Genomic DNA, 13,145 nt, shown 5'->3' with positions numbered 1-13,145 from the left:
GGTCTGGGGGGTCGTCCCCCCAGAGTGATACAGCCGACACCGACCGCGAGCGTCCGGACGAGCCGGTCAAGCCGGAGCAGATCGCCGAGCCGCCGCACGAGCCGGGCAAGCCCATCCCCGGCGAGGCGAAGCCCGGAAGCCAGGAGGGGCGGAACAAGTGACCACGCTGACCCCGATCCTCACCAAGAACTGGGATCAGGCCGACTCGTTCACCCGCGAGGGGTACGAGCGCGAAGGCGGCTACAAGGCGCTGCGCAAGGCGTTCGGCATGGCGCCGGACGAGATCGTCCAGGCGGTCAAGGACTCCGGCCTCCGCGGCCGCGGCGGCGCGGGCTTCCCCACCGGCATGAAGTGGGGCTTCCTCCCGCCGACCAGCCCGAACCCGCGCTACCTCGTCGTCAACGCGGACGAGTCCGAGCCGGGCACGTGCAAGGACATCCCGCTGATGATGGCCAACCCGCACGTCCTCGTCGAGGGCGTCATCATCAGCGCGTACGCCATCAAGTCGAACGTCGCGTTCATCTACGTGCGCGGCGAGGTGCTGCACGTCATCCGCCGCCTGCACCAGGCGGTCGCCGAGGCGTACGAGGCCGGCTACGTCGGCAAGGACATCCTCGGGTCCGGCTACGACCTGGACATCGTCGTCCACAGCGGCGCCGGCGCCTACATCTGCGGCGAGGAGACGGCGCTGCTGGACTCCCTTGAGGGGTTCCGCGGCCAGCCCAGGCTGAAGCCTCCCTTCCCGGCGGTCGCGGGCCTGTACGGCGGGCCCACTGTCATCAACAACGTCGAGTCGATCTCCTCGGTTCCCTCGATCGTCGGGAACGGCCCGGAGTGGTTCGCCGCGATGGGCACCGAGAAGTCGCAGGGCTTCGGGATCTTCTCGCTGTCCGGGCACGTCACCCGGCCCGGCCAGTACGAGGCGCCGCTCGGCATCACGCTGCGGGAACTGCTCGACATGTCGGGCGGCATCCGCGAGGGGCACCGGCTGAAGTTCTGGACGCCCGGCGGGTCGTCCACCCCGATCTTCACCGACGAGCACTTGGACGTGCCGCTGGACTTCGAGTCCGTCGGCGCCGCCGGGTCCATGCTCGGCACCCGGGCACTGCAGATCTTCGACGAGACGACCTGCGTCGTCCGCGCCGTGCTGCGCTGGTCGGAGTTCTACGCGCACGAGTCGTGCGGCAAGTGCACGCCGTGCCGCGAAGGCACGTACTGGTACAAGCTCATGCTGAAGCGGCTGGAGTCAGGCCAGGGCACCGAGGAAGACCTGGAGACCCTGCTGGACATCTCCGAGAACATCCTCGGCCGCGCGTTCTGCGCCCTCGGCGACGGCGCGACGAGCCCGGTCGTCTCGTCCATCAAGCTGTTCCGGGACGAGTACCTCCAGCACTTCGAGCAGGGCGGCTGCCCGTTCGACCCGGCCAAGTCCACCCTCTGGGGAGGTGCCAAGTGACCGTCACCGACGACAAGTCGGCGGTGGAGAAGGTCGAGATGGTCTCCTGCACCATCGACGGCTTCGAGATCGAGGTGCCGAAGGGCACGCTGATCATCCGGGCCGCCGAGTTGCTCGGCATCCAGATCCCCCGGTTCTGCGAGCACCCGCTGCTCGAACCGATCGGCGCCTGCCGGCAGTGCCTGGTGGAGATCCCCGACGCCGGGAACGGGCGCGGGATGCCGAAGCCGCAGGCGTCCTGCACCACCGCCGTGATGCCGGGCATGGTCGTCAAGACCCAGCTCACCTCGCCGGTGGCCGACAAGGCCCAGCACGGCATCATGGAGTTCCTGCTCATCAACCACCCGCTGGACTGCCCGATCTGCGACAAGGGCGGCGAGTGCCCGCTGCAGAACCAGGCGATGTCCAACGGCCGCGGCGAGACCCGGTTCGTGGAGGCCAAGCGGACCTGGCCGAAGCCGCTCCCGCTGTCCAGCCAGGTGCTGCTCGACCGGGAGCGGTGCATCCAGTGCACTCGCTGCACCCGTTTCTCCGAGCAGATCGCCGGCGACCCGTTCATCGACCTGTTCGCGCGCGGCGCGAAGGAGGAGGTCGGGACGGCCGACGGGAACCCGTTCCACTCCTACTTCTCCGGCAACACCGTGCAGATCTGCCCGGTGGGCGCGCTGACCGGCACCGCGTACCGGTTCCGGTCCCGGCCGTTCGACCTCGTGTCCCAGCCGAGCGTGTGCGAGCACTGCGCGTCCGGCTGCGCGCTGCGCACCGACCATCGGCGCGGGAAGATCACGCGGCGGCTGGCCGGCGACGACCCGCAGGTCAACGAGGAGTGGAACTGCGACAAGGGCCGCTGGGCGTTCACCTACGGGACGCGTCCGGAGCGGTTCACGCACCCGCTCGTCCGGGGCGAGGACGGCGAGCTGGAGACGGCCTCCTGGCCGGAGGCGCTGACCATCGCCGCCCGCGGCCTCGCGGCGGCGCGCGGCTCGGCCGGGGTCCTGGCCGGCGGCCGCGTCACCCTTGAGGACGCCTACGCCTACGCCAAGTTCGCCCGGATCGCGCTCGGCACCAACGACGTCGACTTCCGGGCCCGCCCGCTGTCGGACGAGGAGTCGCGCTTCCTCGCCTCCAACGTCGCGGGACGCTCCATCGAGGTCTCCTACGCAGACCTGGAGAAGGCGCCCGCCGTCCTCCTCGCCGGGTTCGAGCCCGAGGAGGAGTCGCCGATCGTCTTCCTGCGGCTCCGCAAGGCGTTCCGCAAGAACCGGCTGAAGGTGTTCGCCGCCGCCCCGTTCGCGACGCGCGGGCTGGACAAGGTCGGCGGCACGCTGCTGCCGACGCCGCCCGGCGCGGAGGCCGAGACGCTCGGCTCCGTGATCGGGGACGACGCCCGCTCCGACGTCCGGACGCTGCTGGAGACCCCCGGCGCCGTCATCCTCGTCGGTGAGCGGCTCGCCACCAGCCCCGGCGCGCTGTCGTCGGCGGTCCGGCTGGCGCAGGTGACCGGCGCCAAGCTGGCGTGGGTGCCGCGCCGGGCCGGGGAGCGCGGCGCGGTCGAGGCCGGGGCGCTGCCTGGGCTGCTGCCGATCGGCCGTCCCGTCACCGACCCGGAGGCGCGCGCAGAGGTCGCCCGCGCCTGGGGCGTCGCCGACCTGCCCGCCGGGCCCGGCGAGGACACCGCCGGCATCATCGCGGCGGCGGCCGAGGGGCGGCGCGGCGCGCTGCTCGTCGGCGGCGTCGACCCCGACGACACGGCCGACCCCGAGGCGATGCTGCGGGCCCTGGACGCCACCCCCTTCGTGGTGAGCCTGGAGCAGCGGCCGAGCGCGGTCACCGACCGCGCCGACGTCGTGTTCCCGGTCGCCGCCGTCGCCGAGAAGTCCGGGACGTTCGTCGACTGGGAGGGCCGCGGCCGCCCGTTCGACATCGTGCTGAAGTCCGCCGGGCGGATGTCCGACCTGCGGGTGCTGGACGCGCTGGCCGACGAGATGGACGTCCACCTCGGGCTCCCCGGCCCGGACGCGGCGCGCCGCGAGCTCACCGGGCTCGGCGGCTACCGCGGCGAGCGCCCGGACGCGCCGAACGTGTCGCAGCCGCTCCCGCCGCACCCCGAGACGGGTGAGGCGCTGCTCGCGTCCTGGCGGCTGCTGCTCGACCGGGGCCGCCTGCAGGACGGCGAGCGGTTCCTCGCGGGCACCGCCAAGGGCGCGGTCGCCCGGCTGTCGCCCGCGACGGCCGCGGAGATCGGCGCGACCGCGGCGGTGACGGTGTCGGCGGCGCGCGGCGAGGTCACGCTCCCGCTGGAGATCACCCCCGACCTGCCCGACCGGGTGGTGTGGCTGCCGGCGAACTCGGCCGGCTGCGCCCTGCACCGGGACCTCGGCGCGACCGCGGGAGCCGTCGTCAAGATCGCGAGCGGCGTGCTCGCGAGCACGCCGCAGCACGCTGGAGGTGGCAAATGATCCCGCTGGCCGCGCCGCCCGGGACGACGGTCGTCGACACGGCGGCCGATCCCGAGATGCAGGGCTTCGGCGCCGACCCGTGGTGGCTCATCGGTGGCAAGGTCCTCGTCGTCTTCGCGTTCCTCGTCCTGACCGTGCTGATGACGATGTGGATCGAGCGCCGCGTCATCGGCCGGATGCAGCTGCGCACCGGCCCGAACCGCGCCGGGCCCTTCGGCCTGCTGCAGGCCCTCGCGGACGGCGTGAAGCTGGCGCTGAAGGAGGACATCGTCCCCCGCCAGGTGGACAAGGTCGTGTTCGTCCTCGCGCCGGTGATGTCCGCGGTGCCCGCGTTCATCTCGTTCATCATCATCCCGTTCGGGCCGCGGGTGTCGGTCTTCGGGCACGAGACGGCGCTGCAGGGCACCGACCTCCCGGTCGCGGTGCTGCTCGTCCTCGCGATGTCGTCGATGGGCATCTACGGCGTCGTGCTCGCCGGCTGGTCGTCGATGTCGCCGTACTCGCTGCTCGGCGGGCTCCGCTCGTCCGCGCAGATGATCTCCTACGAGATCGCGATGGGCCTGTCGTTCGTGGCCGTGTTCATGTTCGCGGGCTCGATGTCGACCTCGCAGATCGTCAACGCGCAGCACGACAAGTGGTTCGTGGTGCTGCTCGCGCCGTCCTTCGTCGTGTACGTGATCACGATGATGGGCGAGTCGAACCGCATCCCGTTCGACCTGCCCGAGGGCGAGGGCGAGCTGGTCGGCGGCTTCCACACCGAGTACTCGTCGCTGAAGTTCGCGATGTTCTTCCTCGCGGAGTACATCAACCTCGCGACGCTGTCGGCGCTCGCCACCACGATGTTCCTGGGCGGCTGGCGCGCCCCGCCGCCGATCTCCACGGTGTGGGCGGGCGCCAACTCCGGCTGGTGGCCGGTGCTGTGGTTCCTGATCAAGATCTTCCTGTTCATCTTCTTCTTCATCTGGCTGCGCGGCACGCTGCCGCGCGTCCGCTACGACCAGCTGATGAAGCTCGGCTGGAAGGTGCTGATGCCCTTCTCGCTCGGCTGGATCCTGCTGGTCGCCACCATCCGCGGGCTGAAGAACGACGGCTACGACATGCGGCAGATCGTCATCATCGCCGCGGTCGCCGCGGCGGTCGTGCTGGTCGCCACGGTGGTCTGGGAGATGATCCGCGGCGGCGAGGACGAGAAGGAGATCGTCCCGGGTGCCGCCCAGGGCAGGCCGGGCACGAAGGAATCCGCCGACAACGCCGGCGGGTTCCCCGTACCGCCACTGGACGCCCCGCACTACCACGGAGCACCGGCCTCGTCGAAGGCCCCGGCCTCTCGAGAGGAGGTCACCAGTGGGACCCAGCCAACTGTCCGAGCGTGAGCCCGAACTCGCGACTCGTACCCGCCACTGGTGGTGGCGTATCGGTCGCCACGTGCTGCTACCGAACGTATCGCCACGGTGCGACACGGTGACATCGAATCGTCGAAATCGCCCTCGAAAGGAGGCAGGGCCGTGGGCTTCACTGATTTCCTGAACCCGGTCAAGGGGTTCGGGGTCTCGTTCCACCAGATGTTCATGAAGAGCGAGACCGTTCAGTACCCCGAGGTGAAGAAGCCGACGGCTCCCCGCTTCCACGGCCGGCACCAGCTCAACCGGTGGCCGGACGGGCTGGAGAAGTGCATCGGCTGCGAGCTGTGCGCGTGGGCGTGCCCGGCGGACGCGATCTTCGTCGAGGGGGCGGACAACACCGCCGAGGAGCGGTACTCGCCCGGTGAGCGGTACGGCCGCACCTACCAGATCAACTATCTGCGGTGCATCCTGTGCGGGCTCTGCATCGAGGCGTGCCCGACCCGGGCGCTCACCATGACCAACGAGTACGAGCTCGCCGACGACAGCCGCGAGAGCCTCATCTACACCAAGGAGATGCTGCTCGCACCGCTGCGCGAGGGCATGGAGACGCCGCCGCACGAGATGCGGCTCGGCGACACCGAGGAGGACTACTACCGCCTCGGCCTCCAGCCCGAGGAGACGCCGTCCGGCGCCGGGGCGGGCGCCGCCCCGGCCGCCAAGGCGGACAAGGCGGACAAGCGCCGCAAGGGCGGTGACCGCAAGTGAACACCGCGGTTCTCGCGGCGGCCCCGCTCGCCCAGCAGGTCGCAGACAAGCAGTCCGGCGAGCCGTTCTTCTTCTGGCTGCTGGCGGTCGTGTCGGTGCTCGCCGCGCTCGGCATGATCTTCATGCGGAAGGCGGTGCACTCGGCGCTGCTGCTGGCGACCGTGATGCTCTGCCTCGCCGCGCTGTACGCGATCCAGAACGCGCCGTTCCTGGCGTTCGTCCAGGTGATCGTCTACACCGGCGCCGTCCTGATGCTGTTCCTGTTCGTGCTGATGCTCGTCGGGGTCAGCTCCACCGACTCGCTGGTGGAGACGATCCGGGGGCAGCGCTTCTGGGCGGTCATCGCCGCGGTCGGCTTCATCGTCCTGCTGACCATCGGGCTCGGCAACGCCGCGCTCGGCGGCTCGGCCGGGCTCGACCAGGCCAACTCCGAGGGCAACGTGATCGGGCTGGCCCGGCTGCTCTTCTCCAAGTACGTGTTCGCGTTCGAGGCGACCAGCGCCCTGCTGATCACCGCGGCGCTCGGCGCGATGGTGCTGGCGCACCGCGAGCGCACCGAGCCGAAGGCGACGCAGCGGGACCTGTCAAAGGAGCGGTTCCTGTCCGGCGACCACCCCGGCCCGCTCCCCGGCCCCGGCACCTACGCCCGGCACAACGCCGTCGACATGCCGGCGCTGCTGCCCGACGGGACGCCGTCCGAGCTGTCGGTCAACCCGGTCATCGCCGCCCGCACTGACACCGCGGAGCGGCACGCCGACCTGTACGGCGGGACCGAGGAGGACGCCTTGGAGCGCGACGTGGCCGCGGTCAAGGCGGTCACCGAAGAGGCCAAGGACGCGGACGCCGAGTCGCGCGTCGTGAAGTCCGGATCGCCGGCCGCCGGCGGCGGCCAGGCGGGCGGCACCGACCGTGAAGGCGAGGCTGGTCAATGAGTCCGGGGCACTACCTGGCGCTCTCGGCGATCCTGTTCACCATCGGAGCGCTCGGCGTCCTCGTGCGCCGCAACGCGATCGTGGTGTTCATGTGCATCGAGCTCATGCTGAACGCGACGAACCTGGCGTTCGTCTCGTTCTCCCGCATGCACGGCAACCTGGACGGCCAGATCATCGCCTTCTTCGTGATGGTGGTGGCCGCCGCGGAAGTCGTGGTGGGCCTGGCGATCATCATGACCATCTTCCGGACCCGCAGGTCCTCGTCGGTCGACGACGCGAACCTGCTGAAGTACTGAGAGGCCAGGGATGAAAGCGGAAGGCGTCCAGGCCGCGTCCTGGCTCCTCATCGCGCTCCCGCTCGCGGGAGCCGCGATCCTCCTGCTCGGGGGGAGGCGCACCGACAAGTGGGGCCACCTGCTCGGCGTCACCATGTCGGTCGCGTCGTTCGCGGTGGGCGTCGCGATGTTCGTCCAGATGCTCGGGTACGACGCCGAAACCCGGCGCCGCACCCTGCACCTGTGGGACTTCATCGACGTCGGCACGTTCAAGGTCGGCATGGACCTGCTGGTGGACCCGCTGTCCATCAGCTTCGTGCTGCTGATCACCGGGGTGGGCTCGCTCATCCACATCTACTCCGTCGGCTACATGGCCGAGGACCCCGAACGGCGCAAGTTCTTCGCCTACCTGAACCTGTTCGTCGCGGCGATGCTGCTGCTGGTGCTCGGCGACAACTTCCTGGTCATGTTCCTCGGCTGGGAGGGCGTCGGCCTCGCCTCGTACCTGCTCATCGGGTTCTGGCAGCACAAGCCGACCGCCGCGACCGCGGCGAAGAAGGCGTTCGTCGTCAACCGCGTCGGCGACATGGGGCTGATCATCGCGATCGCGCTGATGTTCGCGACGTTCGGCACGGTCGGCTACGGGCCGATCCTCGGCACCGGCGCCGAGCACGCGGGCCTCGCGTCGGAGCTCGGCAGCGGCACCGCGACGGCCATCGGGCTGCTGCTCCTGGTCGGCGCGTGCGGCAAGTCGGCGCAGCTGCCGCTGCAGTCCTGGCTGCTGGACGCGATGGAGGGCCCGACCCCCGTGTCGGCGCTCATCCACGCGGCGACGATGGTGACCGCGGGCGTGTACCTGATCGTCCGGTCCGGGCCGATCTTCGAGATGTCCGACACCGCGCAGCTGGTGGTGACGATCGTCGGCGCGGCCACGCTGCTCGCCGGTGCGATCATCGGATGCGGCAAGGACGACATCAAGAAGGCCCTCGCCGGGTCGACGATGTCGCAGATCGGCTACATGACGCTGGCCGCCGGGCTCGGCAGGCCCGGCTACGTCTTCGCCATCGCGCACCTCATCGCGCACGGCTTCTTCAAGGCGGGCCTGTTCCTCGGCGCCGGCTCGGTCATGCACGGCACCAAGGACGACGTGAACATGCGCCACTACGGCGCGCTCCGCTCGGTGATGATGATCACCTACGCGACGTTCGGGCTCGGCTACCTCGCCATCATCGGGTTCCCCGGCCTGTCCGGCTGGTTCACCAAGGACGGCATCATCGAGGCCGCCTACGACAAGGGCGGCACGTCCGGCATGATCCTCGGGTCGTGCGCGCTGATCGGCGCCGGGATCACCGCCTACTACATGTCGCGGGTCATGTTCATGACGTTCTTCGGCGAGAAGCGCTGGGAGGACGACGTCCACCCGCACGAGTCGCCGTCCGTCATGACCTGGCCGCTGATCCTGCTGGCCGTCGGGTCCATCGGCGCCGGCGGCTTCCTCGTCCTCGGCGGGTTCGCCGACTTCCTCGAACCGGTCGTCGGGGCGCCCGAGCACGAGCACGAGTTCGCCTGGATCACCGCGCCGGGCATCGCCACCTTCGTGCTGATGATCGTCGGTGCCGGGATCGCCTGGATGCAGTACGGCGCCCGGAAGGTGCCGCGCGAGGCGCCCAAGGGCTCGTTCGTCACCGTCGCGGCCCGCAAGGACCTCTACGGCGACGCGCTCAACGAGTCGCTGCTGATGCGTCCCGGCCAGTGGCTGACCCGGCTCGCGGTCTGGTTCGACGGACGCGGCGTCGACGGCGCCGTCAACGGCACCGCCGCCGGCGTCGGCGGCTCGTCCGGCCGGCTCCGCCGCGTCCAGACCGGCTTCGCCCGCTCCTACGCCCTCTCGATGCTGGGCGGTGCGGCCCTCGTGGTCGCGGCGCTCCTGGTGGTGAACGTGTCATGAGCGACTTTCCCTGGCTGAGCGTCCTCATCGCGCTGCCACTCGTGGGCGCGGTGGGGCTCATCGCCATCCCGCGCGAGCGGGAGACGCTGGTCAAGCAGTTCGCGCTCGGCGTCTCCATCGTCGTGGCCGCCCTCACCGGCGTCATGACGGCGGGCTTCGACGCCGGCGGCGACCGCTTCCAGTTCACCGAGAAGTACTGGTGGATCAAGGAGTTCGGGGTCCACTGGGCGGTCGGCGTCGACGGCGTCGCGCTGGTGCTGATCCTGCTGTCGGTGATCCTCGTCCCGCTGGTCATGCTGGCGTCGTGGAGCGAGGCCGACCGGTCCGGCGGCGTGGACGTCCCGGCCAAGCGGTCGGTGAAGACGTACTTCGCACTGCTGCTGACGCTGGAAGCGGCCATGATCGGTGTCTTCGCGGCGACCGACGTGTTCCTCTTCTACGTCTTCTTCGAGGCCATGCTCATCCCGGTGTACTTCATCATCGGGTACTTCGGCGGCCCGCAGCGCTCCTACGCGGCGGTCAAGTTCCTGCTGTACTCGCTGTTCGGCGGGCTGCTGATGCTGGTCGCCGTCATCTGGCTGTACCCGCTGTCGGCCAAGTCCGTCGACGACGGCGGCCTCGGCCACGGCACGTTCATGTTCGACGAGCTGTCGAAGATGAACATCGACCCGACGACGGCGAAGTGGCTGTTCCTCGGCTTCTTCGTCGCGTTCGCGATCAAGGCGCCGATGGTGCCGGCGCACACCTGGCTGCCGGACGCGGCGCAGCAGTCCCCGGCGGGCGCGCTGGTGCTGATCGTCGGCGTCCTCGACAAGGTCGGCACCTACGGGATGCTCCGGTTCTGCCTGGAGCTGTTCCCCGGCGCGGCCAAGTGGGCGACCCCGGTCGTGCTCGCGTTCGCGGTGCTCAGCATCATCTACGGCGCGGTCCTCGCGATCGGCCAGGTCGACATGAAGCGCCTCATCGCCTACACGTCGGTGTCGCACTTCGGGTTCATCGTCCTCGGCATCTTCGCGATGACGTCGCAGGGGCAGTCCGGCGCCGCGCTCTACATGGTGAACCACGGGTTCTCCACCGGCGCGCTGTTCCTCATCGTCGGGTTCATGATCGTCCGGCGGCGGTCGGCGCGGATCTCCGACTTCGGCGGCATGCAGAAGGTCACCCCGGTGCTCGCCGGGATGTTCCTGATCGCCGGCCTGTCCGCGCTGTCGCTGCCCGGCCTGTCCACGTTCGTGTCGGAGTTCCTCGTCATCGTCGGCACGTTCAGCGCCTACGAGTGGGCGGGCGCCCTCGCGGTCAGCGGCGTCGTCCTCGCCGCCATCTACATCCTGTGGATGTACCAGCGGACCATGGGCGGCCCGAAGGCCCCCGCGGTCGAGGGCATGAAGGACCTGTCCGCCCGGGAGAAGTGGGCCGTCGCCCCGATCATCGCGATCATCGTGGCGATGGGCCTGTTCCCGCAGCCGGTGCTGCACGTGATCAACCCGTCGGTGCACCACACGCTGGCCCGGGTCGACAAGCACGATCCGGCCCCGGACCTCACCGGTAACGTCGCCGAGAACGGAGCCCGTCCATGAGCACGACCCATCAGGTGAGCGCGGTCCTCGCGCAGGGGGGTGACATCCCCGCGCCGCACATCGAGTACGGGCAGATCGCTCCGCTGCTGATCGTCCTCGGCGCCGCCGTGCTGGGCGTGCTCGTCGAGGCGTTCGTCGGCCGCAAGGGGCGGTACTGGACCCAGGTGCCGCTCGCGTTCCTCGGCCTCGCCGGCGGATTCGTGTGGACGATCGTCCTGGCGGCGCGCGACGACCCGCACCACGTCGCCGCCGAAGGGGCGCTCGGCGTGGACGGCCCCACCCTGTTCATCCAGGGCACCATCCTCGTGCTGGCACTGGTCAGCCTGCTGCTGATCGCCGAGCGCGGGAACGGCAAGGCCGGCGTCTCCGGCGGGCACTTCGCCGCGCAGGCGTCCGCCCTGCCGGGCAGCGAGGCCGAGCAGCGCACCGCCGAGGCCGGGATCACCCAGACCGAGGTGTTCCCGCTCATGATGTTCGCCGTCGGCGGCATGATGATGTTCCCCGCCAGCAACGACCTCCTCACCATGTTCGTGGCGCTGGAGGTCATGTCGCTGCCGCTGTACCTGCTGTGCGGCCTCGCCCGCCGGCGCCGCCTCCTCTCCCAGGAGGCGGCGGTCAAGTACTTCCTGCTCGGCGCGTTCTCCTCGGCGTTCTTCCTGTACGGGGCCGCGCTGCTCTACGGGTACTCCGGGTCCGTCCGGCTGTCGGACATCTCCGCGCAGATCGGCAAGGACGCCGGCAGCGAGACCCTGCTCCTCGCGGGCGTCGCGCTGCTGTCGGTCGGGCTGCTGTTCAAGCTCGGCGGCGTCCCGTTCCACATGTGGAAGCCGGACGTCTACCAGGGCGCGCCGACCCCGATCACGGCGCTGATGGCGTCCTGCACCGTCGTCGCCGCGTTCGGCGGGATCCTGCGCGTCTACTACGTCGCGTTCGAGACGCTGCGCTGGGACTGGCGGCCCGTCATGTGGGGTGTGGCCATTCTCACCATGGTCGCCGGATCGATCATCGCGATCACCCAGACCGACATCAAGCGGATGCTGGCCTACTCCTCGATCGCGCACGCGGGCTTCCTGCTCATGGGCGTGATCGCCAGCTCCCCGCACGGCCTGTCCAGCACCCTGTTCTACCTGGTCGCCTACGGCTTCACCTCGATCGGCGCGTTCGCCGTCGTCACGATGGTGCGGGACGCGGGCGGCGAGGCGGGGCACCTGTCGCGCTGGGCCGGGCTCGGCAAGCGGTCCCCGGTGGTCGCGGGCGTGTTCGCCTTCTTCCTCCTGGCGTTCGCCGGCATCCCGCTGACCAGCGGCTTCACCGGAAAGTTCGCGGTCTTCAAGGCGGCCGTGGAGGAGGGTGCGACGCCCCTGGTCATCGTCGCGGTCATCTCCTCCGCCGTCGCCGCGTTCTTCTACGTGCGTGTGATCGTCGTCATGTTCTTCAGCGAGCCGGACGCGGAGGGCCCGGTCGTGGTGGCCGGCCCGGCGACCGCGGTCGCGGTCGCCCTCGGCGTGACGGCTACTGTGGTACTCGGCGTGATTCCGCAGCCCGTCCTGGACCTCGCGGGGACCGCCACGACCCACATGTTCGTCCGGTAGGGAGTCTTGGGTGAGCAACCCATCCGCTGAGCCCGGCGGGCCGGTCGAGGAGACCGGCCCGTTCGGGCTTCCCGTCGACGCCGCGCTCGCGGCCGACGCCAGAGAGCGCCTGGCCGTCGTCGAGACGCTCCTCCTCGACTGCGTCCGCGGCGAGGACCCGCTGCTCACCGAGGCCTCGCGGCACCTCGTCGAGGCGGGCGGCAAGCGGTTCCGCCCGATGCTCGTCCTCCTCGCCTCCCACTTCGGCGACCCCGCCTCCCCGGGCGTCGTCCCCGCCGCCGTCGTCGTCGAGCTGACCCACCTCGGCACCCTCTACCACGACGACGTCATGGACGAGGCGACCGTCCGCCGCGGCCAGGAGTCGGCGAACTCCCGCTGGACGAACACCGTCGCGATCCTCACCGGCGACTACCTGTTCGCCCGCGCGTCCGACCTGCTCGCCGACCTCGGCCCCGAGGCCGTCCGCATCCAGGCCCGCGCGTTCGCCCGCCTCGTCCGCGGCCAGATCCAGGAGACCGTCGGCCCCGCCGCCGACGCCGACCCCCTCAAGCACTACCTCCAGGTCGTCGCCGACAAGACCGCGTCCCTCATCGCCGTCTCCGGCCAGTTCGGCGCGCTGCTCTCCGGCGCCCCGTCCCACGTCGTCGACACCGTCACCTCGGCCTGCGAGAAGATCGGCATCGCCTTCCAGCTCTCCGACGACATCCTCGACATCGACTCCGAGACCGAGGAGTCCGGCAAGACCCCGGGCACCGACCTCCGCGAGGGCATCCGCACCCTCCCGATGCACCACGTCCT

General features: G+C 70.4%; 10 protein-coding genes. All 10 read left to right on the top strand.

Going from position 1 to position 13,145, the window contains the following annotated elements; translation table 11 throughout:
• Positions 1–157: 157 nt before the first annotated feature.
• Positions 158–1,456, top strand: coding sequence for an NADH-quinone oxidoreductase subunit NuoF (gene nuoF, locus E1293_RS35745; protein WP_132202657.1), 1,299 nt, complete (start codon positions 158–160; stop codon positions 1,454–1,456).
• On the top strand, positions 1,453–3,915 hold the full coding sequence (locus E1293_RS35740; protein WP_132202655.1) for an NADH-quinone oxidoreductase subunit G: 2,463 nt from the start codon (positions 1,453–1,455) through the stop codon (positions 3,913–3,915). The genes nuoF and E1293_RS35740 overlap by 4 nt, the downstream gene beginning before the upstream one ends.
• Positions 3,912–5,288: an NADH-quinone oxidoreductase subunit NuoH gene (gene nuoH, locus E1293_RS35735; RefSeq protein ID WP_132202653.1), complete on the top strand. Its 1,377-nt coding sequence runs from the start codon at positions 3,912–3,914 to the stop codon at positions 5,286–5,288. Before E1293_RS35740 ends, nuoH begins: the two co-directional genes overlap by 4 nt.
• A 132-nt stretch (positions 5,289–5,420) precedes the next feature.
• Entirely contained in the window at positions 5,421–6,023 is a 603-nt protein-coding gene (nuoI, locus tag E1293_RS35730) for an NADH-quinone oxidoreductase subunit NuoI (RefSeq protein ID WP_132202651.1), read from the top strand.
• Positions 6,020–6,955: an NADH-quinone oxidoreductase subunit J gene (locus E1293_RS35725; protein ID WP_132202649.1), complete on the top strand. Its 936-nt coding sequence runs from the start codon at positions 6,020–6,022 to the stop codon at positions 6,953–6,955. Before nuoI ends, E1293_RS35725 begins: the two co-directional genes overlap by 4 nt.
• Positions 6,952–7,251 carry an NADH-quinone oxidoreductase subunit NuoK gene (nuoK, locus tag E1293_RS35720; RefSeq protein WP_089324562.1) on the top strand — a complete coding sequence of 100 codons (300 nt, stop codon included), beginning with the start codon at positions 6,952–6,954 and terminating at the stop codon, positions 7,249–7,251. The genes E1293_RS35725 and nuoK overlap by 4 nt, the downstream gene beginning before the upstream one ends.
• 10 nt (positions 7,252–7,261) lie before the next feature.
• Positions 7,262–9,178 (top strand): NADH-quinone oxidoreductase subunit L, encoded by a 1,917-nt coding sequence (gene nuoL, locus E1293_RS35715; protein ID WP_132202647.1) that lies wholly within the window; start codon positions 7,262–7,264, stop codon positions 9,176–9,178.
• The gene (locus E1293_RS35710; protein ID WP_132202645.1) at positions 9,175–10,755 is read left to right on the top strand and encodes an NADH-quinone oxidoreductase subunit M; all 1,581 of its coding nucleotides are present in this window, start codon (positions 9,175–9,177) and stop codon (positions 10,753–10,755) included. Before nuoL ends, E1293_RS35710 begins: the two co-directional genes overlap by 4 nt.
• Complete coding sequence (nuoN, locus tag E1293_RS35705) at positions 10,752–12,347, top strand: NADH-quinone oxidoreductase subunit NuoN (protein ID WP_132202643.1); 1,596 nt, start codon at positions 10,752–10,754, stop codon at positions 12,345–12,347. Before E1293_RS35710 ends, nuoN begins: the two co-directional genes overlap by 4 nt.
• A gap of 10 nt (positions 12,348–12,357) precedes the next feature.
• A partial coding sequence (locus E1293_RS35700) for a polyprenyl synthetase family protein (RefSeq protein ID WP_132202641.1) occupies positions 12,358–13,145 on the top strand: 788 nt, incomplete at its 3' end.

This window comes from Actinomadura darangshiensis, from assembly GCF_004349235.1.
Taxonomy (GTDB): domain Bacteria; phylum Actinomycetota; class Actinomycetes; order Streptosporangiales; family Streptosporangiaceae; genus Spirillospora; species Spirillospora darangshiensis.
The sequence above is the reverse complement of the archived record's forward strand: the minus strand, read 5'-3'. Positions and strand labels throughout refer to the sequence as shown.